Here is a 21,099-nt window from a genome sequence, read left to right as displayed (position 1 = left end):
ATCAGGCCTCCGTCAGCGAAATAGTCGTGCTGCGTGGCAGACCGATCACCTGCCGGCCGCAGCCGAGATACATGTCGAGCCCGCGCGGGAACACCGCAGAAAGCTGCGCGCGCTGGCGCCACACAGCCGCACCCAGCCCGCAGAGTGGCATCGTCACGCTGTCCTTGATTCCCGGTCCGCGCCAGGTCATGGCGGCGGCGCCGTCCAGCGACGGCACCTGCACCAGCAGCGTGGCGCCGCGCTCGGGCGCCTCGTCGGTGCCGAGGCTGAAACTCTCCAGATTCGGCACGGTTGCAGCATCCAGCAGAACCAGCGCCGCATGATCGACCTTCATCGCCAGCGGCGCGCCGGTATGGAAGCGCAGCCAGTCGCGCATCGCCGGTGTATCGAAGCCCGCGCCCAGCCACACCGGCGTGTCGAGATCGGCCAGCGTGAGCAGGCCGGCGGCCAGTACCGGGGCCAGGCCTTCGGGATGGCCGCAATCGAATGCCTGGTCCATCACGCGGCCGGGCCGCGCCATGGCATCCAGCAGGATGCGGAACGCCTGCTGGCTCTGCTGTACCGGATCATGGAAACCGGCGGCGGGCGTGGTGATAGCTGTCTGCATGCTCATGTCTCAGTCCTCGCCGCGCACCAGCGTGAAGAAATCGACCTTGGTGGCCGCCACCTTGGCCGCGCGGGCCTGACGCGCCGCGGTCATGTCGTCCTGCGTGGGCACCAGCAATTCGGCCTCGATCATCGCGGCATGCCGGGGCTGCTGGGCCAGGGCATCGAACAGGGCGGCCAGTTCGGCGCGGCGCTTGTCGCGCCCGGCGACATAGCCCACACCCATCAGACCGCCTTCTTCCAGCGCCACCACGCAGCGCGTCACCGTCATCTCGCCCATATTGAAGCGCTGGCCGTTGCCGCCCGCGCGTGCCCGCACCATCACCAGACCGGTCTCGGGCTGCTTGAGGCGGCGGAAGGCCGGCTTGGGCTCCAGCCGGTTCCAGGCGGCTTCCAGAGTTTCGCGCCCTGTCCGCGCCAGCAGGCTGAGGCGGCGGCGGCGTGCGGCCTGCTCGGGGGTCTCTGGCGTGGCGGCTGGCTGGGGGTTCATCTGGACCTCTTGCGCAAGGGTCTAAATTCGTCTAGACATCTATATATCTACACCGCCGAAGCGGCTCCATCAAGCCACGTTTGGGAGAAGCTTTTATGACGACACCCGCAGGGACCATGGAATCCGGCCATATCGAACGCGGCAGCGGCATGGCGGTCTGGCGCCAGATCGCGGCCGCCATGGAGCAGGCGATCCGCCGCAGTGACTACAAACCGGGCGAGCAGCTGCCGACCGAGAAGCAGCTGGCGCAGAGCTTCGGCGTGAACCGCCACACCGTGCGCCAGGCGATGAACCGCCTGGCCGAAACCGGTCTGGTCAGTATCGAGCAGGGCCGCGGCATGTTCGTGGCGGAAGACAGTTTCGAATACATGCTGGGCTCGCGCACGCGCTTCACCGAAAACCTGCAGACCATGCAGAAGAAGCCGACCCGCGAGATGATCTTCGCCGAGCAGGTGGCCGCGCCGGCCGATATCGCCCGCGCGCTGGGCATGCCCACCGGCGCGCCGCTATGGCAGATCGAGACGCTGAACAAGGCCGACGGCAAGCCGGTCGGCGTCAGCAGCCATTATTTCCCCGTCGGCCGCTTTCCCGACATGCCCGAGCATTTCGCCCGCGAAGGCACGATCACGGCGGCGCTGAAGGCCGTGGGCGTGAACGATTACCGTCGCCGCAGCACGCGCGTTTCGGCCAAGCTGATCAGTGCCGGCGACGCGCGGCTGGCCGACCTGCCGCGCACCCGCCCGATTCTGGTGACCGAAACCGTCAATGTCGATCCGCAGGGCAAGCCGGTGGAATTCGTGCGCGCGCGCTTCGTCGCCGACCACGTCACACTGACCATCGAACACTACGAGTAGGCCGAATAAAGTCAGGGCACCGGAATGCGCCCCAGCACGGCCAGCCCGTCGCGCGCCAGCACCACCATCTCGCCGCTCTGCGGATAAACGCTGCTGAGCGCGGTGATCACCACCTGATGCGTCACCAGCACTGCCGGCCTGTCGCGTGGCAAAGCGGCGATCGCGTTGCGCAGCGCCGCCATCTGGGCCGGCGCGCGGCTGGAATCGCCGAAGAAGGAATTCAGCGCCGGCTCGGTCTCCACCGGTCCGAGACCCAGTCCGGCGGCCGTGTCGCGCGCGCGGCACCAGGCGCTGCTTTTCACCACGGCCGCGGTTATGCCGTTGGCGCGCAGGGCTGCACCGGCGCGTTGCGCCTGGGCGCGACCCTCCGCCGAGAGGTTGCGCTGGGTGGCGCAATCCTCCACCCGGAAACCGGGCGGATCGCCGGTGCCCGGCGCCAGGGCATGGCGCATCACCAAAACCGCCCGGCCCTCGCGCAGGGCCTGCCACATATCCTCGCTGGCCCCTGTATCGTTTGCCCGTGCCGGCGATGCGACACAGGCCAGCAACAGAATGGCGACAATATGGAAAGCAGCCCGCATGCCCTCGTCCTCCGGTAACAGCGGACTAAGTGATAGCTCGGCCCATGAAGCCGACCAGCCGGACACGGAAAAATTACCGCCATGCTGCACCCGCCATGCTTCAACTGGTCGCCGAGACGCTGAAGCTGATCCTGCGCCCGCCGGCGCCGGCGACCCTGTTGCGCCATGGCCGCCTGTCGGCGCTGTTCGCGGCTTTGCAGGCCGTGCCGCCGCCGCGTCCGGTGCATGAGATCGAGGACGAGATCTGGGCGATCTGGACCGGCCACGACGATCCGGCACTGGAGGCCCGCATGCAGCGCGCCATCTCGGCCATCGCCCGCCGACGCCTGGCCGAGGGAGCGACGATACTCGATGCCCTGGTGCGGGATGCACCCGACTGGGCCGAAACCTGGAACAAGCGCGCCACCCTGCATTTCCTGGCGCAGCAGGACGATGCCAGCATCGCCGATATCCATCGCACCCTGGAACTGGAACCGCGCCATTTCGGCGCCATCTGCGGATTCGCCCAGATCTGCCTGCGCCAGGGCGAGGTGACGGTCGCCACCGAAGCCTTCGCCGCCGCCCTCGGCCTCAACCCGCATCTCGACGGCGTGCGCGCCATGCTGGCACAACTGGCGCCGACACCTCCACGCCGGTTGAACTGACCGCCCTTGCGGTCCCGCGACAACATCGCCAAGCTCATCGTGCTACGAGAGGAACTTTTGTGATCGACCTGGCGACTATCGATGCGATGCGCGACGAGCTTCTGGCCGGCAACCAGGCGAAGCTGGCCGCGCCGTTTATCGCGCTCGGCCTGCGCCAGCCGGTGGTGCGCTGGAATCCGGTGCCCGAGGAACTGCCGACGCAGCAGATTCCCTTCCTGCTGCGCCACTGGCACGCCCTGCGCGAGCGCCATGGCAGCGTGCGGCCCGAGCATGTCGATCCCTTCGACCTGCGGCCGGTGCTGGGCTACGTCCTGCTGCTCGACGTGCTGGACGATGGCGCGGATTACCGCTACCGCCTCTATGGCACCGAGGTGGCCCGCATCGCCGGTTTCGACATGACCGGCAAACGCACCTCGGAAATGGTGACCGGTTCGCTGGCCAGTAATTTCTATCTGGCCATCTATCGCGCCATGCTGCGGCGGCCCGAGCCGGTCTACAGCTGGCACGAGATGCCGATGGAGATCACCATCAACAGCTGGGACCGCATCGTGCTGCCGCTGCAGGATGTCGATGGCCGGATCGTGCGCATCATCACCTGCAATGTGCCCGGCACGCCGGTGCCGGCGCCGCCGCGCTGACCACGCGGCGGCAGGCAAGGCCGGCCCGGAAAATTGTACACAATCCGGGTTGACGATCCTGCCCCTGCTCGTTACGGCTTGATCCCGCTGCCGCGCCGTACAAATCCGCTTCTGGCGCGGACCTGAGGGGAAACCATGATCGATCTGGCCCTGGAATGGCTCAATCTGGTGCTGCGCTGGATGCACCTGATCTTCGGCATCGCCTGGATCGGTTCGTCATTCTTCTTCGTCTGGCTCGACAATTCGCTGCGCAAGGGTATCGACCAGCAGCCCGGCGTGCTGGGGCAGGCCTGGCTGATCCATGGCGGCGGTTTCTATTTCACCGAGAAATACTCGGTCGCCCCGCCGCAGCTGCCCAAGGAACTGCACTGGTTCAAATACGAATCCTATTTCACCTGGCTGTCGGGCTTCTTCCTCATGGGCGCGCTGTATTACGTCGGCGCCGACCTCTACCTGATCGACGACAAGGTGCTGCCGATGGGCCGCTGGGAGGCCATCGGTTTAAGCGTCGCCTCGCTGGTGCTGGGCTGGATTGTCTACGACCTGCTGTGCAAGTCGCCGCTGGGCAAAAACGACGCGGCACTGGCCTGTGTGGGTTTCGTGCTGCTGGTCGCCGCCGCCTGGGGCTACACTCAGGTGTTTTCGGCGCGCGCCGCCTATCTGCATGTCGGCGCCCTGATCGGCACGATCATGACCGCCAACGTGGCGCATAACATCATCCCGAACCAGCGCAAGGCGGTGGCGCAGATGCTGGCCGGCCAGGTGCCGGACCCGAACTATGGCAAGCAGGCCAAGCAGCGTTCGCTGCATAACAACTACCTGACCCTGCCGGTGCTGTTCGCCATGATCAGCAACCATTACCCGGTCACCTACGGCCATCCCTATGGCTGGGTGATCCTGGCCGTGGTGATCGTGATCGGCGGCCTGGTGCGGCATTTCTTCAACCTGAAGAACCAGGGCCGCGGTCAGCGTTATGAATTCCTTGGCCTAGCCTTCACGCTGGTGGTGGGGCTGGTGTTCTTCAGCCAGTGGGACCCACGCCACAAGTCGCTGGCCGGTGGCGCCACATTCGAGGATGCGCAGAAGATCGTGGCCGCGCGCTGCGTCGCCTGCCACGCCGCGCGCCCCACCTTCGACGGCATCGCCGAGGCGCCCAAGGGCGTGATGCTGGAAACGCCCGAGCAGATGCGCCGCTTCGCCGCCCTGATCAACCAGCAGGTCGTGCGCAGCGAGGCGATGCCGCCGGGCAATGCCACCGAAATGACCGAAGAGGAACGCGCCACCCTGGGCGCCTGGATCGCGGCGGGCGCGAAGCTGGATTAAAAAGCCGTCAGTACGGCACCTTGTCCGCCTTGGCATCCCATTCGCGGAACACCGCCAGCGCCTCGTCGCGCAGGATCTGCTCGCATGTCATGGTGCGGCGTTCGCGCGGCAGGGCGAGCTGGCGATAGAGGAAGGCATCGTCGAAATTGATCGCCGCCGCATCGGCCTGCTCGTTGGCGTAATAGACCGTGTCGATGCGGGCCCAGTAGGTGGCGGCCAGGCACATCGGGCAGGGTTCGCAGCTGGTGTAGAGCACCGCGCCCTTCAGGTCGAAACGGCCCAGTTTCGTGCAGGCCTCTCTGATCGCCGTCACCTCGGCATGGGCAGTGGGATCGTTCGTTGACGTGACGCGGTTCCAGCCCTCGCCGACGATCTCGCCATCCAGCACCACCACGGCACCGAACGGCCCGCCATGGCCGGCATTCATGTGTTCGCGGCTTAAGTCAATCGCGCGGCGCATGAAGGCGGCATGGTCGGTCATGATCAGGACCCCCGATAGGTCGAGAAGCTCCAGGGCGAAACCAGCAGCGGAACGTGATAATGCCCGTCGGGTTCCGCCAGGCCGAAACGGATCGGCACGGCATCAAGAAAGGCCGGCTGCGGCAAAGCTGCGCCCAGTTTGCGGAAATAATCGCCGGCCTGGAACAGCAGTTCATACCGGCCGGGCTTGAATTCCTCGCCGATCAGCAACGGCGCGTCGGTGCGGCCATCGGCATTGGTGACGACCTTTTTCACCAGCCGGCGCGTTTCACCCTCCAGCGCATAGAGCTCCACGGCCACGCCGGCGGCCGGTTTGCCGTTCATGGTGTCCAGCACATGGGTGCTCAGGCGGCCCATCCGTCTCTCTCCCTTACTGGCCCAGCAGCGCTTCAAGCCGGATGCGGGCGATCTTGCCCACCTCCGACAGCGCGGTGGTGAATTCAATGACGCGGTCGTTGCCGATCCGCTGTTCGAAGGCGGCGAAGATCTGCGCCTTGGTGCGCAGCTTCACCGCGATGATGAAGGGAAAACCGTGTTTGTCCAGATAGGCGGCATTGAGCTGCACGATCCTGGCTTTCTCTTCCGCGCTCAGCCGCGTCAGGCCGACGCTGTCCTGCTCGGAGGTCGAATGCGTCGTCAGCGTGCCGGCCTCGGCCTCCTTGCCGGCCAGCTGGGGGTGGGCACGCAGCAGGGCCAGCTTCTCGGCATCGTTCGCGGCCCACATCGCCTCCACCATGGCGCCATGCAGGCTGTCGAGGCTGGAAAACGGCCGCCGGGCGGCAACGCGCTCGGCCACCCAGGGCGAATGTTCGAAGATGCTGCCCAGCGCCGCCACAAAATCGTCGGCGTTCATGCGGTTGAGATCGGCCAGAGTCGGATTCGGGGCCTGTGGGGAATGCTGCATACATCACCAGAAACAGGTTACATGAAACTCATGTTACCAGTATGGCAAGACCCAAACCACAAGGCACCAGCACCAAAATCCATATCACAAAACGTTTGAGATGGTGATCGCCCCGATTATTCAGAAATATCTCTGGAGCCACCAACCACCATATACCCCGACCGGAAAGTGCTTGAGGGTCTTGAGAGTTTAAGCTGGCCCCGATGGCATGGAAAAGTGCAAAGCCCAAAGCCAGTACACCCACGACTGCAAGAATTATCGTCAGTATCTCTTGTCCTGCCATGTCATTCGGCGCCTCTGGACATCATCCCATTTAAACTATCCCGGCTGGCGGGCAAACGCCGCCTTCACGCCGCGCCACAGGGCCGTGGTTTCGGCGCCGCCGGGATCGCGCGCCTGCGGCCGCACGGCGGTATGCACCATCACCAGCCGCCGCGCCGGATCGACATAGATCGCCTGGCCGCGCACGCCCAGCAGGGCGAAGCTGCCGTCATTGTCGGGGAAGATCCAGGTCTGGAAGCCATAGCCGAACCAGCGGCCGGTCTGCGTGCTGGTGAAATGCGGCCGCGTCATCTCGCGCAGCCAGTCGGCCGGGATCACCTGGCGCTCGTCTACTTTGCCACCATTGGCCAGCAGCATGCCCAGGCGCGCATAATCGCGCAGCACGGCATTGAAATAGGCAAAGGTGGCTTCCTGGCCCGAACCGTCGACGATCCAGCTGGCATCCGATTCCGCGCCGATCGGCTGCCAGATGCGTTCGGACAGATACTCGGCGATGGGGCGCTTGATCGCGGCGCGCAGCACCAGGCCCAGCACCTGCGTCTCGGCCGAGGCATAGGACCAGCGCTGGCCCGGCGGCGCAATGCGCTGGTTGAACTGCCGCACGGCGGCCGGCCCGCCCGGCGACTGCGGAAGCATCATCGCCGTCACCATGCGGCTGACATCGTCGCGGCCGGAATAATCCTCATCAAACCGCACGCCCGACGACATGGTGAGCAGATGCCGGATCGGCGTGCGGCCGTATTCGCTGTCCTTCAGGTCGGGTACGTAGCGTTCGGCCGGATCGTCGATGGAAGCGATGGCACCATCGGCCACCGCCAGACCGACCAGCAGCGCGGTCACCGTCTTGGCCATCGAGAACGACGTCAGCCGGTGCGTATCGGTGCGGCCATACTGGTAGCGTTCGACATGAATCGTATCGCCCTGGGCGATCAGCAGGCCGGTGGCCGGATTGCGCGCCAGATACTCGTCGATGCTGAAACGGCGGCTGCCGGTCTGCTGCATGGCATAGGTGATTGTCGGCCCGCCGGTAGCACGGCGCCATGGGCTGGGCGTTTCCGGTTTGCGGACCGTATTGGCCGACAGGATCTGGTCCAGCCGCGAGAAGCCATCGACGCTGTGGCTGGTCTGCCACCAGGTGCGGCGGCTGGCCGGCGGAAACTGGCCGCTGGCATCGGCATAGCGGGCCATGTCCGGCCCGCCCGGATTGAAATGCGGCTCGGCCGGCGCGGCGATGGATGCGGCTGGTAACGCGGCCTGCGACATATGGCCGGACTGCATCTCGCTGCAGCCCGCCAGCGCGAGCGGCAGGAGGAGGAGGAAACGAAGGGAGGCGGGCGGCATCCGGCGGAACCGATCAGGAGAGGTTCCGCCAGCATGACGCAGCCGGCGGCCGGGTCAAGCCCGGCTTTTGCTTTCAGGCCAGATGCAGTCGGTCCAGCTCGGTATAAAGCCGCACCGGCGCATGGCGGCGCCAGCGGCCGACCACGCTGACCGCGATGAAGGACAGCATCGCCTCCAGCAGCAGGATGGGCATATAGGCCAGGGCCCAGCGCGCCCAGTCGGCCACGGCGAAGGCATCGGTGGAGAGCAGCAGCCAGAAACCGACCATGGCCACCACGCCGGCATAATAGACCGCATCCAGCCGCAGCACACGCAGCAGGGTGAAGCGTTCGGCGGCGTTCACGGCGAACAGCCGGCGGCCGAACGTGGCATGCATGGCCACCAGCGGCAGGCCGAGCGAGAGCGTGTTGACGCCCAGATGCAGCAGGTCCTGCGGCTCGAACAGCAATGCCTGCAGCAGCAGCCCGAGCCCGAAGCCCAGCAGCGTGGGTGTGAAGCCGAACAGCAGATAAACGGTGGTGGCCCCGATCAGGTGCAGTTCCGACGGCCCGACCGGCAGGTGCCAGACCTGCATCAGCACGGAGAAAACCGATGCGGCCAGCAGGGTCTTCACCGCCTGCTGCACGATCTGCTGCGGCATGCGGATCAGGCCGCGTGCCTGGGTCGCCAGCAGGCCGGCGGCGGCGAGATTGGCGCCGGTCAGGCGTGCTGCGTCGATGATGCCGGGTTCGATATGCATGGCCAACTCCGTCTGGGATGATTCGCTTTGAGGCATGAGAAACGAGCGCCGCTGCGCCTGCAAGCCTCGCTGCGCCGCCATCGACATGCTGTCGAGTCTACAGAATCAGAATCGCGCGGAAATCGTTGACGTTGGTCAGCGTCGGTCCGGTGGTGACCAGGCCGCCGGCGGCCTGGAAGAAACCGTAGCCGTCGTTGTCGGCCAGACAGACCTTGGCATCGATGCCCTTCAGCGCAGCGCGCAGGATGCTGTCGGGCGCCAGCCAGGCGCCGGCATTGTCCTCGCTGCCGTCGATGCCATCGGTATCGGCGGCCAGGGCATGGACATTCTCCATGCCATCCAGCGCCACAGCCAGCGCCGTGAGGAATTCGGCATTGCGGCCGCCGCGCCCCTTGCCACGCAAAGTCACCGTCGTCTCGCCGCCCGAGAGCAGCACGCAGGGCGCACCGGCCGGCTGGCCATGGCGGCGCACCTGCCGTGCGATGCCCGCCATCACAATGGCGACTTCGCGTGCCTCGCCTTCGATGGCATCGCCAAGGATCAGCGGTTTGATGCCGGCCGCGCGCGCAACATTGGCGGCGGCTTCCAGTGCCATCTGCGGCGTGGCGACCAGGATGGTCTGCGTGTTGGCGAAGGCGGCATCGCCGGGTTTGGGCGTTTCGCCTTCGCCGGCCTGCAGATGCTTCTGCACCGCCGGCGGCAGGCCGATGCCGTATTTCTCGATCACCGCGCGGGCGTCGTCGAAGCTGGTGGGATCGGGCACGGTCGGACCCGAGGCGATCACCGCCGGATCGTCGCCCGGCACATCGGAGATCAGCAGCGAGACCAGCCGCGCCGGCGCCGCCGCAGCCGCCAGCCTGCCGCCCTTGATGGCGGAGAGATGTTTCCGCACGCAGTTCATGTCCGCGATGTTGGCGCCGGATTTCAGCAGCGCCTGGTTCACCGCCTGCTTGTCGGCCAGCGTCAGGCCCGGCGCCGGCAGCGCCAGCAAAGCCGAGCCGCCGCCCGAGATCAGGCAGATCACCAGATCATCGGCGCCCAGGCCACGCACCTTGTGCAGGATCAGTTCGGCCGCCTTCTCGCCGGCGGAATCGGGCACCGGATGCGCGGCCTCCACCACCACGATACGCTCGCAGGGCAGGTCATGGCCGTAGCGCGTGACCACGATGCCCTCCAGCGGCGCGTCTTCAGGCCAGTGCCGTTCCAGCGCCTGCGCCATGCTGGCGGCCGCCTTGCCGGCCCCCACCACCACCGTTTTGCCTTTCGGTGGCGCCGGCAGATGCGGCGGCAGGCAGACGGCCGGATCGGCGGCGGCGCGCGCCGCGTCGAACATGGCTTTCAGCAGTGTTTCCGGATCAACCATCGGTTTCCACAATTCCCCCGTACACTCATGGCTAATCCATGCCGCCAGACTTGGCCAGAGGCGGGCGGCGGTGTTATCGTCGGGAAACTGTATACAATCCACAGCCGACATTTCCGCAAGGATCGCATTCATGGCCGCGAATCGTTTTGCCGACCGCATGCTGGCCCAGCTCGACGAACTGGGCCGGATCAGCGAAAGCCCCGACTTCCTGGTCCGCACCTTCCTGGTGCCCGAGCAAAAGCAGGCCCATGAGCGGGTGGCCGAGTGGATGCGCGAGGCCGGCATGGAAGTGGAACACGATTGCGCCGGCAACGTGGTGGGCCGCTACGCCGGCACCGATCCGAAGGCGCCGGCGCTGATGACCGGTTCGCATCTCGACACCGTGCGCAATGCGGGCAAATACGACGGCATGCTGGGTGTGATCGCACCGATTGCCTGCGTGGCCGACCTGCACAGGCGCGGCAAGCGAATGCCCTTCGCCATCGAGGTCGTGGGCTTCGCCAACGAGGAAGGCACCCGCTTCGGCTCCTCGATGACCGGCAGCCGTGCCATCGCCGGCACCTTCGATCCTGCCATCCTGGAGGTGAAGGACCGCCAGGGCGTCAGCATGGGCGAGGCCTACAAAAGCTTTGGCCTCGATCCGCACAAGGTGGGCTTCTGCGCCCGGCAGCCGGGCAGCATCGCTGCTTTTGTCGAGCTGCATATCGAACAGGGTCCGGTGCTGGAAAATGAAGGCCTCGCCCTGGGCGTGGTGACCGCGATTTCCGGCGCCCGCCGCCTGCGCGTCGAGATCACCGGTCTGGCGGGCCATGCGGGCACCGTGCCGATGGGCCAACGCCAGGATGCCCTGGTGGCGGCGGCAGAGATCGTGCAGTTCATCGAGGAACGCTGCACCGGCACGCCCACGCTGGTGGGCACGGTCGGCATGCTGGAGGCCCTGCCCGGCGCGATGAACGTGATTCCGGGCAAGGCTGTATTCTCCATCGACATCCGTGCCGGCGAGGACGATGTGCGCGATGCGGCGGTGGACGCCGTGATGCGCGAGACCGAGATGGTCTGCGCCCGCCGCAAGCTGACCTTCACGGTCACTGAGCTGTATAAAAGCACGGCCACGCCCTGCCACCCCAAGCTGATGGACCTGACCGAAGCCGCCATCAAGGCCCAGCATCTGCCCACCATGCGGCTGCCGTCGGGTGCCGGGCACGATGCCGCCACGCTGGCGCCGCTCTGCCCGGTGGCGATGATGTTCATGCGCTGCACGCGCGGCATCAGCCACAACCCGCTGGAGGCCGTGCTGGCCGACGACGTGGAACTGGCCACCCGCGCCCTGCTGCATTTCATCGAGCATTTCGATCCCGCCTTCGCCGCCAACTGAACGAGTTCTCCATGAGCATCGACAAGGCCACCGCTGCGGCCATCCACGATTTCATTGCCGCCCGCCAGGGCGATATGCAGGGCTTTCTGGCCGAGCTGGTGAAGGTGCCGTCCGACAATCCGCCTGGCGACTGCGCCCCGCATGCCAAACGCGCCGCCGAGTTGCTGGAGAAACTGGGCTTCACCGTCGAGCGTCATCCGGTGCCCGAGGAACTGGTGAAGCAGAACGGCATGATCTCGTGCACCAATCTGGTGATCCGCAAAAAATTCGGCAGCGGCGCGCCCATCGTGGCCCTGAATGCCCATGGCGACGTGGTGGCGCCCGGCGAGGGCTGGAGCGTCGATCCTTACGCGGCCGTGGTGAAGGATGGCGTGATGTATGGCCGCGGCGTGGCGGTGTCGAAATCCGATTTCGTCACTTATGCCTATGCCCTGCTGGCGCTGGAGACATCCGGCGGGAAGCTGAACGGCACCATCGAACTGCACCTGACCTATGACGAGGAGGCCGGCGGCGCCATCGGCCCGCAATGGCTGATCGAACAGGGTATCAGCAAACCCGATTATGCCTTCTCGGCCGGTTTCTCCTATGCCGTCACCACCGCCCATAACGGCTGCCTGCATCTGGAAGTGACAGTCAACGGCAAGTCGGCCCATGCCGCGCGGCCCGATACCGGCCATGACGCGCTGGAAGCCGCCACCAAGGTGCTGAGTGCGCTGTATGCCTATCGCGATACCCTGTCGGGCATTCACTCGAAAACCGAAGGCATCACCTCGCCCTCGCTGGTGGTGGGCCTGATCAGGGGCGGCATCAATACCAACGTGGTGCCCGATAAAGTCTCGCTGCGCCTCGACCGCCGCATCATCCCGGAAGAGAACCCCGAGCAGGTGGAAGCCAACCTGCGCAACCTGATTTCCCGCACGGTACAGGACCTGCCCGGCATCACCGCCCATGTCAGCCGCATCATGCTGGCGCGGCCCTTCGGCATCGTCCCGGGCGTGGAAAAGCTGATCGATATCCTAACCCGCAACGCCACCGAAATCATGGGCAAGCCTGTGGGCACGGAAGGCATCCCCCTGTACACGGACGCGCGGCATTATTCGGCCGCCGGCGTGAAGACCGTGCTGTATGGCGCCGGCCCGCGCAACCTGCTGGAAGCCAATGGCCACCGCGCCGACGAGAAGCTGGTGCTGAGCGACCTCTACAAGGCGACCGAAGTGGTGGCGCGCACGCTGGCCGAACTGCTGGGCTGAAACCATGGCGAAGAAAAAAGCCGCGAAGAAGAAGCAGGTGCCCGACATCGTCGCGAAGGCGCTGGGGACGAAGCCCTATCCGCGCGACCTGAAGGGTTATGGCCCCAATCCGCCTGATCCGAAATGGCCGAATGGTGCGCGCATCGCGATCAGCTTCGTGGTGAATTACGAGGAAGGCGGCGAACGCAGCATCCTGCATGGCGACCGCACCTCGGAAGTTTTCCTGCATGAAGTGCCCGGCGGCACGCCGCGCGAGAAGATGCGCGACGAACAGGTGGAATCGGTCTACGACTACGGCAGCCGCGCCGGCCTGTGGCGCATCCTGCGCCTGTTTGCCGAACGCGGCATCCCGTTCACCTCCTGGGCCGTGGGCATGGCGGTGGCGCGTTACCCGGAAGCGGCCGCCGCGATGCACGAGCAGGGCCATGAAGTCGCCAGCCATGGCTGGCGCTGGTTCGATTACAGCAAGATACCGCTGGCCACCGAACGCGCCCATATGAAGCTCGCCATCGAAGCGATCCGGCAGGCGACCGGCGAACGGCCGCTGGGCTGGTATACCGGGCGGCTTTCCGGCAACACGCTGAAGCTTGTCGCCGAGGACGGCGGCTTCGCCTATTGCTCGGATTCCTACGACGACGACCTGCCCTACTGGACCCGCATCGGCAAAAAGCCCCTGCTGATGCTGCCCTACACCTTCGACAACAACGACATGAAATTCGGCCAGCTGCACGGCTTTGCCACCGGCGCGGATTTCGAAAACCATGTGAAGGATGCCTTCGACCTGCTCTACCGCGAGGGGCAGGACGGCGCGCCGAAGATGATGACCGTGGCCCTGCATTGCCGGCTGATCGGCCGCCCCGGCCGGGCGGCGGCGCTGGCGCGGCTGATGGACTACATGCAGCGGCACGAGAAGGTGTGGTTCGCCCGCCGCATCGACATCGCCCGCCACTGGATGCAGGCGCATCCGTTCAAGGGCTAAGGCTTTCTTTTCTTTTTCGTCATGCTCGGGCTTGGCCCGAGCATCCACGAGTCAGCTTTAACGAAAACGTGGATGCCACGCCCTAGGCGTAGCATGACGGTCGGGAATTACAGCCTCAGGATCGCGCTTTTTTCTTCCCCACCAGCCCGTCCCAGGCGGCCATGGCGCCGTCCACCACGGCCTGCAGATCGGCGCGCCGCGCGCCGTCGCGGGCCTGGATCGACAGGCCCTGGATCACCGTGGCGTAGAAGGCGGCGACCCGGCGCGCATCGGTGCCGGCGGGCACGTCACCCTCGCGCATGCCGCGCCGGATCCGGGCCTGGATGGCTGCCAGCGCCTGATGGCGGCAGCCGGTCAGCAGTTCGCGCACCGGCGCGCTGTCTGGCGTGCCCACGGTGGCGGCCAGCACGATCATGCAGCCGGCCGGCTTGGCCGGATCGGTATAGTCGGTCACATGCCGGCGCAGCATCGCCTCGATGGATTGCCGCGCCGTGGGCTGCTCGTCCAGCGCGCGGCCGGCCGCCACGCCCTCGGTGGCCTGATACAGCCCGACCGCTTCCTCGAACAGTTTTTCCTTGCAGCCGAAGGCGGCATAGAGGCTGGGCGCGTTGATGCCCATGGCCTTGGTCAGGTCGCTCAGCGAGGCGGCTTCGTAGCCGCGCTGCCAGAACACCGCCATGGCGCTTTTCAGCGCGGCGGCCCGGTCGAAGCTGCGTGGACGGCCGGCCATATCCGGTTCCTGCCCTTCCATTCGATTCTGTAGCAAATGATAAATAATGGGATTGACCCGGCCGGGCAAGCTCCCTATCTGTCGCCCTCCATTCTGTATCGATCACTAAATAAATGGAGAACCAGACATGACCGAGCTTTCCGGCAAGACCGCCTTCGTCACCGGCGCCAGCAGGGGCATCGGCGCTGCCATCGCGCTGCAACTGGCCGAATCCGGCGCCGATGTCGCGCTCACCTACACGGCCTCGCCCGACAAGGCGCAGGCGGTGGCGCAGCAGATCGGCAAGCTGGGCCGCCGCGCGCTGGCCCTGCAGGCCGATGCCGCCGATCCGGCCGCGCTGAAGGCTGCCATCGACAAGGCGGCGGCGGAGTTCGGCCGCATCGACATCCTGGTGAACAATGCCGGCATCGCCGAGATGGCCGCGCCGCAGGATCACGACCTGGCCGCCATCGACCGCATGCTGGCGATCAACACCCGCGCGCCCTTCCTGGCGGCGCAGATGGTGCTGCCGCATATGCCCGATGGCGGGCGCATCGTCAGCATCGGCTCCTGCCTGGGCGAGAATGTGCGCTTCCCCGGTATCACGCTCTATTCCATGAGCAAGGCGGCGCTGACCGGCATGACCCGCGGTCTGGCGCGCGACCTGGGCCCGCGCGGCATCACCGTGAACGTGGTGCAGCCCGGCCCGATCGACACCGACATGAACCCGGCCGACGCCGAGTATGCCCCGTCGCAGGTGGCGCTGACCGCTTTGGGCCGCTACGGCAAGCCGAACGAGATCGCCGCCGCCGTGGCTTTCCTGGCCGGGCCGGGCGCCAGCTACATCACTGGCGCGCAGATCGCCGTGGATGGCGGCACCAATGCCTGATCGCGGGATGTGAGTACAACAGCCGTCGCGCGGTCAACGCCGCGTGGCGGCCAGTTGCGCGAAGACGCCCTGCAGGTCGACCGGACGGCGTTTCGCCGCCGCCAGATCGAGGCCGTCTTCCAGTCTTTGCAGATGCTCTTCCATGTAACGCACCGAACCGGCCACGTCATGGGCGGCGAGACGGTCGAGCAGCGCGCCGTGTTCGGCATGGCTGCACATCGTGTTGCCCGGCGCCTCGTAGACCGCGATGATCAGCGAGGTGCGCGAGATCAGCGCGCGCAGGAAACCACTGAGCGGTTCGTTGCCGATCAACTTGGCCAGTTCCAGATGGAATTCGCCCGACAGCCGGATGCCGGTGCTGCGGTCGCGCGCCGTTTCGGCGGCATGTTCACGGGCCACGAAGCGGCGCAACGCGGCCAGTTGCGCTGTCGTGATACGGCGCGCCAGTTCGGCGGCGATGCCGGTCTCGACGATGCGGCGCGCGGCAAACACCTCGCGCGCCTCCTGCACGCTCGGCTTGGCCACCGAGGCGCCGCGATTGTGCTGCAGCGTCACCAGATTCTCGTGCGACAGCGCCAGCAGCACCTTGCGGATGCGCGTGCGGCTGACGCCGAAGGCCCGGGCCAGCACATCCTCGGGCAGCTTGGTGCCCGGCATGATGATGTGGTCGACGATGGCGGTGTAGACGCTGTCGTAGATGGTGGCGTCGTCGATGGCACCACGACGGCCGGCCGGTGCGGCGCCCTTGCGGCGGGGAGCCGCCTGGGGCATGGCCAGAACCTGCGCCGCCGTGATTTTACGGCCGGCCGCCGGTCTGGCCTTCATGCCTGTCTGTTTCACGCCAGTCTGTTTCACGGTTGCCTGCGCCATGTCTGGCCCCCACTGGCGCCGGCCGTCGAATCGGCCGGACAATCCGGTGCCGGGATTGTATACGGTTGGCCGATTCAGGGTCCAGCAGCCAGATGTCGGCGCATTGGCGCGGCGCGCATATCGCGTTACACACAGGCGGCCATGACAACCAGTTCCGCCGCCTCTCATCCGACGTCCCTCATGCCTGCGATTGCCGCCGGCCTGCTCTCGGCCTTCGTCGGCTTCGCTTCCTCCTTTGCCGTGATCCTGCAGGGCCTGACCGCCGTGGGCGCCAGCCAGGCCCAGGCCGCATCGGGCCTGATGGCGCTCAGCCTTGCCATGGGCTTCTGCGCGATTCTCCTGAGCTGGAAAACACGCCTGCCGATCAGCATTGCCTGGTCCACACCGGGCGGCGCGCTGCTGGCCTCCAGCGCCATCGCCGAGGGCGGCTTCCATGCCGCCGTGGGCGCCTTCATCGCCTGCGGCATCCTGCTCACCATCGCCGGCATATGGAAACCGCTCGGCCGCGCCGTGGCCGCCATCCCGGCGGCTTTGGCCAATGCCATGCTGGCCGGCATCCTGCTCGGGCTCTGCCTCGCGCCGGTGAAGGCCGTGGCGGCGATGCCCGTGGCGGGCTTGAGCATCGTGATCGTCTGGGCCCTGGTGGCGAAATGGAAGCGGCTTTACGCCATGCCGGCCGCCGTGCTGGTGACGCTGGGCTTCATCGTGGCGGGTGGCGAGATCTCAGCCGACAAACTCGGCAGCCTTCTGCCCCAGGCCGAATTCGTCATGCCGGTATTTTCGCCTTCGGCCATGCTGGGCATCGCGCTGCCGCTCTTCATCGTCACCATGGCGAGCCAGAACATCCCCGGCATCGCCGTGCTGCAGGCCAATGGCTACAAACCCGATCCCACGCCGCTGTTCCGCGCCACCGGCATTTTCTCTCTGCTGGCCGCGCCCTTCGGCGGCCATGCGGTCAACCTCGCCGCCATCACGGCGGCGATCTGCGCCGGACCCGAGGCGCATCCGGACCCCAACAAACGCTGGGTGGCCGCTTTGGTGGCCGGGATCTTCTACGTGCTGTTCGGATTGCTGGCCACGGCGGCGACGGCTTTGTTCAGCGCGGCGCCCCCCACCCTGATCCAGGCGGTGGCCGGGCTGGCTTTGCTCGGCGCCTTCGCCTCCTCGCTGGTGGCAGCCTTGAGCGACGCACAAAGCCGCGAGGCGGCGGCGATCACCTTCATCGTCGCGGCCAGCGGGCTGACGCTGTTCGGGATCGGCGGCGCCTTCTGGGGACTGATCGCGGGCGGCGCCATGCTGGCGCTGGCGCGCTGGCGGCGGGGCTGAACCTGCAGCGTCTTGGCTACCGCGCCCTGCCGGCATGCGCATAGGCCGCCATCACCCGTTCGGCGGCGTGGCGGGCGCGCTGCTCCAGCTCGGCTTTTGCCGGCGGTTTGACCAGCCCCATCAGCAGGCGCAGCAGTAGGTCACCCCATAACAGCGAGAAGAAGAAAGCGCTGACCTCGGCCGGCGACACGGGCGCCAGCAGCCCGTCTTCCTGCGCCTTCTCGATCAGGTCGATGAACATGCGGCGCATCGGCTCGCGGCCGCGTTCGTCCAGCGCCCGGGCGATCTCGGGCGTTCTCTGCGCTTCCGTTATGGCGAAGCGGAACACGGTCAGCACATCCGGATCGCAGATGCCGGCCATCGCCGCCGTGCCGAATTTCGTCAGCGTGGCCAGCAGCGCCTGCGGGTCTGACGGCCGCGGCAGCGCCAGCGGCACCTGCATCTGTCGCGTGCGCCACTTGATGCATTCCACCACGATGGACTGCTTGTCGGCGAACAGCGCGTAAAGCTCGCGCTTGGAAACCCTGGCGCGGGTGGCGATCTCCAGGGTGCTGGCGCCGTCGAAGCCCAGTTCGCGGAAAGCCGCGAAACCGGCCCGCAGCACGCGGTCCCGCATTTCGGCACGCTCTTCGGATTCTGCTGTTTTAGCTGTTTTGCCCACGAAGCCCTCTTGACTGGTACTATAGCGTACCATATAGATTTGTCATGTTGGTACCAATGAGTACCATTTCATCCCCAAGAGGACCCGTCATGCCTAGCCTTGCCACCATTCTGCAGAATACCCCCGTCTGGGTCTTCGTGTTGTTTGCCATCCTGCTGGCGCTCGGCCTGATCGGCCTGCGCACGCGCACCGTGAAGGTCTGGCGCCTGCTGGTGGCACCCGCCGTGTTCATTGCCTGGGGCGTCTATGGCCTGCTGCTCAGACTGGATGCCTCGGCCCTGCTGCCGCTGTACTGGGCCGCCGCACTGGCGGTCGCCTCGCTGGGCGCATGGTATGGCACCAATCTCGACTCGATGCAGCCCGACCCGGCGCAGCGGCGCGTGCGTGTGGAGGGCTCGGTCTTCCCGCTGCTGCGCAACATGGTGCTGTTCTTCGCCAAATACGCCATCGGCATTTCCATCGGATTCGGCCTGTCCGACCCGATAACCCTTTACCCTGTCGACGTGGCGGTTTCCGGCGTGAGCGCGGGCTATTTCATCGGCTGGCTGCTGCGTTTTGCCCAGCGTTACCGGAAAGGTGCCATTCCTGCCTGAACGCCCAGCGGGAACCAGGGTTGCGGCGGATGGTTTTCTCTTCTCTGCAACAAAGAGAGGAGGAAACCATGCCCAAGCCAATCACCCCGCCCAGGCCGCCGCGCCAGTTCACCCTGGAACCCGGCGATGGCGGCAGCCCGCGTGGCCCGGCCCATACCACGCCGCTGGTGAAAGGCTCGCCCGCGCAGCGGCGCTACGGCCCCGGCACCTATGGCAACGACCAGTTCGCCGCCGAGCATCATGACGATATCAGCAACGACCCCACCCTGCCCGAAGGCCTGCAGGACAAACAGGGCGAGGTTAAGCGCCCGACTCTGAGCCCGAAGGAAAGGCGTTACGGCCGCATCGGCGGAGACGGCGAGGGATGACGCCCTATCGCCTGGCCTCCAGCGCCATGCGCACGGCCAGGCCGGCCAGCACGGTGCCCATCAGCCAGCGCTGGATCAGTAGCCAGAGCGGCCGCGTGCCCAGGAAGCCCGCGATGCTGCCGGCGGTGAGCGCGATCAGGGCGTTGATGCTGACGCTGACTGAAATCTGCGTGAAACCGAGCACGAGCGACTGGCCCAGCACATGGCCGGCTTCGGGATCAATGAACTGCGGCAGTAGCGAGAGATAGAGCATCGCGTTCTTCGGATTGAGCAGGTTGGTGACGAAGCCCATGGTGAAGAGCTTGCGCGGTGAATCCTGCGGCAGCGCCTTCACCTGGAAGGGCGAGCGGCCATTGGGCTTGAGCGCCTGCCAGGCCAGCCAGAGCAGATAGGCCGCGCCGCCGTAGCACAAGGCCTCGTAGGCATAAGGCACCACCAGCAGCAAAGCCGTGATGCCGAAGGCGGCGGCCAGCATGTAGAAAACGAAGCCCAGCGCCACGCCGCCCAGCGAGATCAGCCCGGCCATGCGCCCCTGGCAGATCGAGCGCGAGATCAGGTAGATCATGTTCGGCCCGGGCGTGAGCACCATGCCGAGCGAGACAAGCGCGAAGGCGATCAGGTTGGTCGTGGTAGGCATGGCGACGCGACTCGCGGCAGTGGCTGGGGGTCGTTTGAGCCTAGCGCGGAGATCGACAATGTGCAGCGGAAGAATTGTGCGGGGACAATTGCCTGCCGCCTCGACATCGTCATACCCGGGCGCATCCATCGCATTTCGGGCCGTCGAATGGGATCCCGGCTCTGCGCGCCGCGACGGGCGGCGCTTCGGCCGGGATGACAGGGAAGAATAGACCGTCACCCCGGGCTTGACCCGGGGTCCCATTCCGCACCTTCGTCCCCATGGCCGGCGTTGGACTACCCCTCGCAACGGGACCGAACGGAAGCGGGCAGGCGGGACCTGTATGGTCGCCGCCTGCCCGCGCCATCTGCCCGCCCATCTGCCTGGGCGGGCACCGCCGCTTAACGCGCGGCGGGTATGACAGTCTTTGCAGCCTGGTCGATCACATCGGCGACCACCTTCGGCTGGGTCATGAACACCGCGTGGCTGGCGGGCACTTCAGTGACCGTCGCGTTGATGCGCCGGGCCATGTGGCGCAGCATTTTCTGGTCGAAGGCCTTGTCGTCGGTGGCGATCACCGCCCAGCTGGGCTTGCTGCGCCAGGCAGCGTTGCTCAGCTTGGTGGCAAAGGCCGACATATTGATCGGCACCTGCGAGTCGCGCATGAAGGCGGCGTCGGCATCGCTGGCATCGGCGGCGAAACCGGCCTTGAACTGCTCCGCCTTCACATAGCCATAGCCATCGCTGTGTACGTCCAGGACGAATTCGGGCGGCGTGGTGAAGCCTTCATACTGCTGCGCCGAGGTCTCATTGGCATCAGGCGACAGCGCCGAGACATAGACCAGGCCGGCAACCTTCGGATCGACGCCGGCTTCGGTGATCACCGTGCCACCCCAGGAATGGCCGACCAGGATGGCTGGGCCATTCTGGCGAGCCAGCGCGCGCTTGGTCGCCGCCACGTCATCGGCCAGCGAGGTCAGCGGGTTCTGCACGATGGTGACGCGATAGCCGCGTGCCGTCAGGTTGTCATAGACGCCGCGCCAGCCCGAGCCATCGGCGAAGGCGCCATGCACCAGCACCACATTCCTGACGGTCTGTGTTTCGGGGATGCGGTCGGCGGCGGAAGCGGAAGCGGCCATGCCGGCAGTGACGATGGCAGCGGCCAGGGCGGTGCGGATGATCGTGGTCATGATGGTGGTCCTTTCCGGGGAGGGAGAT

General features: G+C 66.3%; 26 protein-coding genes. 11 read left to right on the top strand and 15 right to left on the bottom strand.

The genetic code is table 11. From position 1 onward, the window contains the following. Position 1: 1 nt before the first annotated feature. Together phnH and phnG are read right to left on the bottom strand one after the other, a co-directional pair. A complete protein-coding gene (gene phnH, locus ACK4FJ_RS18205; protein WP_409768156.1) occupies positions 2-613 on the bottom strand; it encodes a phosphonate C-P lyase system protein PhnH in 612 nt (203 codons plus the stop codon). Between the two features lie 3 nt (positions 614-616). Further along, positions 617-1,096, bottom strand: coding sequence for a phosphonate C-P lyase system protein PhnG (gene phnG, locus ACK4FJ_RS18200; RefSeq protein WP_409768155.1), 480 nt, complete (start codon positions 1,094-1,096; stop codon positions 617-619). 95 nt (positions 1,097-1,191) lie between these two features. On the opposite strand from phnG, the gene phnF reads away from it, so the two are divergent. Further along, positions 1,192-1,950, top strand: a complete 759-nt coding sequence (phnF, locus tag ACK4FJ_RS18195; protein WP_409768154.1) for a phosphonate metabolism transcriptional regulator PhnF — start codon at positions 1,192-1,194, stop codon at positions 1,948-1,950. A gap of 11 nt (positions 1,951-1,961) precedes the next feature. Here the strand turns inward: phnF and ACK4FJ_RS18190 are convergent, their stop codons facing one another. After that, positions 1,962-2,531: a histidine phosphatase family protein gene (locus ACK4FJ_RS18190; protein WP_409768153.1), complete on the bottom strand. Its 570-nt coding sequence runs from the start codon at positions 2,529-2,531 to the stop codon at positions 1,962-1,964. A 95-nt stretch (positions 2,532-2,626) separates the two neighbouring features. On the opposite strand from ACK4FJ_RS18190, the gene ACK4FJ_RS18185 reads away from it, so the two are divergent. The 3 genes from ACK4FJ_RS18185 to ACK4FJ_RS18175 all read left to right on the top strand — a co-directional run bounded on the left by ACK4FJ_RS18185 (position 2,627) and on the right by ACK4FJ_RS18175 (position 5,136). Next, positions 2,627-3,175 (top strand): hypothetical protein, encoded by a 549-nt coding sequence (locus ACK4FJ_RS18185; RefSeq protein ID WP_409768152.1) that lies wholly within the window; start codon positions 2,627-2,629, stop codon positions 3,173-3,175. A gap of 59 nt (positions 3,176-3,234) precedes the next feature. Next, positions 3,235-3,813, top strand: coding sequence for a PAS domain-containing protein (locus ACK4FJ_RS18180; RefSeq protein ID WP_409768151.1), 579 nt, complete (start codon positions 3,235-3,237; stop codon positions 3,811-3,813). Between the two features lie 135 nt (positions 3,814-3,948). Continuing rightward, positions 3,949-5,136, top strand: a complete 1,188-nt coding sequence (locus ACK4FJ_RS18175) for a urate hydroxylase PuuD (protein ID WP_409768150.1) — start codon at positions 3,949-3,951, stop codon at positions 5,134-5,136. 7 nt (positions 5,137-5,143) lie between these two features. On the opposite strand, the gene ACK4FJ_RS18170 is transcribed toward ACK4FJ_RS18175, so the two are convergent. From ACK4FJ_RS18170 to ACK4FJ_RS18140, 7 genes are all read right to left on the bottom strand, one after another. After that, positions 5,144-5,617 (bottom strand): nucleoside deaminase, encoded by a 474-nt coding sequence (locus ACK4FJ_RS18170; RefSeq protein ID WP_409768149.1) that lies wholly within the window; start codon positions 5,615-5,617, stop codon positions 5,144-5,146. A gap of 2 nt (positions 5,618-5,619) precedes the next feature. Beyond that, a complete protein-coding gene (gene uraH / locus ACK4FJ_RS18165) occupies positions 5,620-5,973 on the bottom strand; it encodes a hydroxyisourate hydrolase (protein ID WP_409768148.1) in 354 nt (117 codons plus the stop codon). Between the two features lie 13 nt (positions 5,974-5,986). Continuing rightward, positions 5,987-6,520: a 2-oxo-4-hydroxy-4-carboxy-5-ureidoimidazoline decarboxylase gene (uraD, locus tag ACK4FJ_RS18160; RefSeq protein ID WP_409768147.1), complete on the bottom strand. Its 534-nt coding sequence runs from the start codon at positions 6,518-6,520 to the stop codon at positions 5,987-5,989. Positions 6,521-6,548: 28 nt separating this feature from the next. Beyond that, positions 6,549-6,803 carry a hypothetical protein gene (locus ACK4FJ_RS18155; protein ID WP_409768146.1) on the bottom strand — a complete coding sequence of 85 codons (255 nt, stop codon included), beginning with the start codon at positions 6,801-6,803 and terminating at the stop codon, positions 6,549-6,551. A 35-nt stretch (positions 6,804-6,838) separates the two neighbouring features. Continuing rightward, the gene (locus ACK4FJ_RS18150) at positions 6,839-8,143 is read right to left on the bottom strand and encodes a serine hydrolase domain-containing protein (protein WP_409768145.1); all 1,305 of its coding nucleotides are present in this window, start codon (positions 8,141-8,143) and stop codon (positions 6,839-6,841) included. A gap of 73 nt (positions 8,144-8,216) precedes the next feature. After that, complete coding sequence (locus ACK4FJ_RS18145) at positions 8,217-8,882, bottom strand: energy-coupling factor ABC transporter permease (RefSeq protein ID WP_409768144.1); 666 nt, start codon at positions 8,880-8,882, stop codon at positions 8,217-8,219. A gap of 97 nt (positions 8,883-8,979) precedes the next feature. Then, entirely contained in the window at positions 8,980-10,245 is a 1,266-nt protein-coding gene (locus tag ACK4FJ_RS18140) for a glycerate kinase (protein ID WP_409768143.1), read from the bottom strand. 130 nt (positions 10,246-10,375) lie between these two features. On the opposite strand from ACK4FJ_RS18140, the gene ACK4FJ_RS18135 reads away from it, so the two are divergent. From ACK4FJ_RS18135 to puuE, 3 genes are read left to right on the top strand one after another with little or no spacing between them, the layout of a single operon-like run. Continuing rightward, complete coding sequence (locus ACK4FJ_RS18135) at positions 10,376-11,620, top strand: allantoate amidohydrolase (protein ID WP_409768142.1); 1,245 nt, start codon at positions 10,376-10,378, stop codon at positions 11,618-11,620. Between the two features lie 11 nt (positions 11,621-11,631). Beyond that, positions 11,632-12,870, top strand: a complete 1,239-nt coding sequence (locus tag ACK4FJ_RS18130; protein ID WP_409768141.1) for an ArgE/DapE family deacylase — start codon at positions 11,632-11,634, stop codon at positions 12,868-12,870. Positions 12,871-12,874: 4 nt separating this feature from the next. Then, positions 12,875-13,849: an allantoinase PuuE gene (gene puuE / locus ACK4FJ_RS18125; protein WP_409768140.1), complete on the top strand. Its 975-nt coding sequence runs from the start codon at positions 12,875-12,877 to the stop codon at positions 13,847-13,849. A 115-nt stretch (positions 13,850-13,964) separates the two neighbouring features. Here puuE and ACK4FJ_RS18120 read toward each other — a convergent pair whose 3' ends face one another. Next, entirely contained in the window at positions 13,965-14,579 is a 615-nt protein-coding gene (locus ACK4FJ_RS18120) for a TetR/AcrR family transcriptional regulator (protein WP_409768139.1), read from the bottom strand. Positions 14,580-14,706: 127 nt separating this feature from the next. Between ACK4FJ_RS18120 and ACK4FJ_RS18115 the strand changes: the two genes are divergently transcribed. Next, a complete protein-coding gene (locus ACK4FJ_RS18115) occupies positions 14,707-15,447 on the top strand; it encodes an SDR family NAD(P)-dependent oxidoreductase (RefSeq protein ID WP_409768138.1) in 741 nt (246 codons plus the stop codon). 33 nt (positions 15,448-15,480) lie between these two features. Here ACK4FJ_RS18115 and ACK4FJ_RS18110 read toward each other — a convergent pair whose 3' ends face one another. Next, positions 15,481-16,317, bottom strand: coding sequence for a GntR family transcriptional regulator (locus ACK4FJ_RS18110; RefSeq protein WP_409768137.1), 837 nt, complete (start codon positions 16,315-16,317; stop codon positions 15,481-15,483). A gap of 180 nt (positions 16,318-16,497) precedes the next feature. Here ACK4FJ_RS18110 and ACK4FJ_RS18105 point away from each other — a divergent pair, with 180 nt between their 5' ends. Continuing rightward, complete coding sequence (locus tag ACK4FJ_RS18105) at positions 16,498-17,643, top strand: benzoate/H(+) symporter BenE family transporter (protein ID WP_409768136.1); 1,146 nt, start codon at positions 16,498-16,500, stop codon at positions 17,641-17,643. 16 nt (positions 17,644-17,659) lie between these two features. Here ACK4FJ_RS18105 and ACK4FJ_RS18100 read toward each other — a convergent pair whose 3' ends face one another. Then, on the bottom strand, positions 17,660-18,304 hold the full coding sequence (locus ACK4FJ_RS18100; protein ID WP_409768135.1) for a TetR/AcrR family transcriptional regulator: 645 nt from the start codon (positions 18,302-18,304) through the stop codon (positions 17,660-17,662). Positions 18,305-18,393: 89 nt separating this feature from the next. Between ACK4FJ_RS18100 and ACK4FJ_RS18095 the strand changes: the two genes are divergently transcribed. Then, positions 18,394-18,897, top strand: a complete 504-nt coding sequence (locus ACK4FJ_RS18095; RefSeq protein WP_409768134.1) for a DUF6622 family protein — start codon at positions 18,394-18,396, stop codon at positions 18,895-18,897. A 68-nt stretch (positions 18,898-18,965) separates the two neighbouring features. Then, positions 18,966-19,265: a hypothetical protein gene (locus ACK4FJ_RS18090; RefSeq protein ID WP_409768133.1), complete on the top strand. Its 300-nt coding sequence runs from the start codon at positions 18,966-18,968 to the stop codon at positions 19,263-19,265. 4 nt (positions 19,266-19,269) lie between these two features. On the opposite strand, the gene ACK4FJ_RS18085 is transcribed toward ACK4FJ_RS18090, so the two are convergent. Both ACK4FJ_RS18085 and ACK4FJ_RS18080 read right to left on the bottom strand, forming a co-directional pair. Further along, complete coding sequence (locus ACK4FJ_RS18085; protein ID WP_409768132.1) at positions 19,270-19,902, bottom strand: LysE family translocator; 633 nt, start codon at positions 19,900-19,902, stop codon at positions 19,270-19,272. A 380-nt stretch (positions 19,903-20,282) separates the two neighbouring features. Then, complete coding sequence (locus tag ACK4FJ_RS18080) at positions 20,283-21,071, bottom strand: alpha/beta fold hydrolase (protein WP_409768131.1); 789 nt, start codon at positions 21,069-21,071, stop codon at positions 20,283-20,285. Between the last annotated feature and the right edge of the window lie 28 nt (positions 21,072-21,099).

The sequence above is a fragment of the Ferrovibrio sp. genome (genome assembly GCF_046297595.1).
Lineage (GTDB): Bacteria > Pseudomonadota > Alphaproteobacteria > Ferrovibrionales > Ferrovibrionaceae > Ferrovibrio.
The sequence above is the reverse complement of the archived record's forward strand: the minus strand, read 5'-3'. Positions and strand labels throughout refer to the sequence as shown.

What these genes read in the sequence shown, in the direction of transcription:
- phnH (WP_409768156.1), bottom strand. Translation starts at nt 613, where the DNA reads ATGAGCATGCAGACAGCTATCACCACGCCCGCCGCCGGTTTCCATGAT.
- ACK4FJ_RS18170 (WP_409768149.1), bottom strand. Translation starts at nt 5,617, where the DNA reads ATGACCGACCATGCCGCCTTCATGCGCCGCGCGATTGACTTAAGCCGC.
- ACK4FJ_RS18120 (WP_409768139.1), bottom strand. Translation starts at nt 14,579, where the DNA reads ATGGCCGGCCGTCCACGCAGCTTCGACCGGGCCGCCGCGCTGAAAAGC.
- ACK4FJ_RS18080 (WP_409768131.1), bottom strand. Translation starts at nt 21,071, where the DNA reads ATGACCACGATCATCCGCACCGCCCTGGCCGCTGCCATCGTCACTGCC.
- ACK4FJ_RS18145 (WP_409768144.1), bottom strand. Translation starts at nt 8,882, where the DNA reads ATGCATATCGAACCCGGCATCATCGACGCAGCACGCCTGACCGGCGCC.
- phnF (WP_409768154.1), top strand. Translation starts at nt 1,192, where the DNA reads ATGACGACACCCGCAGGGACCATGGAATCCGGCCATATCGAACGCGGC.
- ACK4FJ_RS18185 (WP_409768152.1), top strand. Translation starts at nt 2,627, where the DNA reads ATGCTTCAACTGGTCGCCGAGACGCTGAAGCTGATCCTGCGCCCGCCG.
- uraD (WP_409768147.1), bottom strand. Translation starts at nt 6,520, where the DNA reads ATGCAGCATTCCCCACAGGCCCCGAATCCGACTCTGGCCGATCTCAAC.
- ACK4FJ_RS18135 (WP_409768142.1), top strand. Translation starts at nt 10,376, where the DNA reads ATGGCCGCGAATCGTTTTGCCGACCGCATGCTGGCCCAGCTCGACGAA.
- ACK4FJ_RS18190 (WP_409768153.1), bottom strand. Translation starts at nt 2,531, where the DNA reads ATGCGGGCTGCTTTCCATATTGTCGCCATTCTGTTGCTGGCCTGTGTC.
- phnG (WP_409768155.1), bottom strand. Translation starts at nt 1,096, where the DNA reads ATGAACCCCCAGCCAGCCGCCACGCCAGAGACCCCCGAGCAGGCCGCA.
- ACK4FJ_RS18155 (WP_409768146.1), bottom strand. Translation starts at nt 6,803, where the DNA reads ATGGCAGGACAAGAGATACTGACGATAATTCTTGCAGTCGTGGGTGTA.
- puuE (WP_409768140.1), top strand. Translation starts at nt 12,875, where the DNA reads ATGGCGAAGAAAAAAGCCGCGAAGAAGAAGCAGGTGCCCGACATCGTC.
- ACK4FJ_RS18175 (WP_409768150.1), top strand. Translation starts at nt 3,949, where the DNA reads ATGATCGATCTGGCCCTGGAATGGCTCAATCTGGTGCTGCGCTGGATG.
- ACK4FJ_RS18105 (WP_409768136.1), top strand. Translation starts at nt 16,498, where the DNA reads ATGCCTGCGATTGCCGCCGGCCTGCTCTCGGCCTTCGTCGGCTTCGCT.
- ACK4FJ_RS18140 (WP_409768143.1), bottom strand. Translation starts at nt 10,245, where the DNA reads ATGGTTGATCCGGAAACACTGCTGAAAGCCATGTTCGACGCGGCGCGC.
- ACK4FJ_RS18115 (WP_409768138.1), top strand. Translation starts at nt 14,707, where the DNA reads ATGACCGAGCTTTCCGGCAAGACCGCCTTCGTCACCGGCGCCAGCAGG.
- uraH (WP_409768148.1), bottom strand. Translation starts at nt 5,973, where the DNA reads ATGGGCCGCCTGAGCACCCATGTGCTGGACACCATGAACGGCAAACCG.
- ACK4FJ_RS18110 (WP_409768137.1), bottom strand. Translation starts at nt 16,317, where the DNA reads ATGGCGCAGGCAACCGTGAAACAGACTGGCGTGAAACAGACAGGCATG.
- ACK4FJ_RS18095 (WP_409768134.1), top strand. Translation starts at nt 18,394, where the DNA reads ATGCCTAGCCTTGCCACCATTCTGCAGAATACCCCCGTCTGGGTCTTC.
- ACK4FJ_RS18130 (WP_409768141.1), top strand. Translation starts at nt 11,632, where the DNA reads ATGAGCATCGACAAGGCCACCGCTGCGGCCATCCACGATTTCATTGCC.
- ACK4FJ_RS18085 (WP_409768132.1), bottom strand. Translation starts at nt 19,902, where the DNA reads ATGCCTACCACGACCAACCTGATCGCCTTCGCGCTTGTCTCGCTCGGC.
- ACK4FJ_RS18090 (WP_409768133.1), top strand. Translation starts at nt 18,966, where the DNA reads ATGCCCAAGCCAATCACCCCGCCCAGGCCGCCGCGCCAGTTCACCCTG.
- ACK4FJ_RS18150 (WP_409768145.1), bottom strand. Translation starts at nt 8,143, where the DNA reads ATGCCGCCCGCCTCCCTTCGTTTCCTCCTCCTCCTGCCGCTCGCGCTG.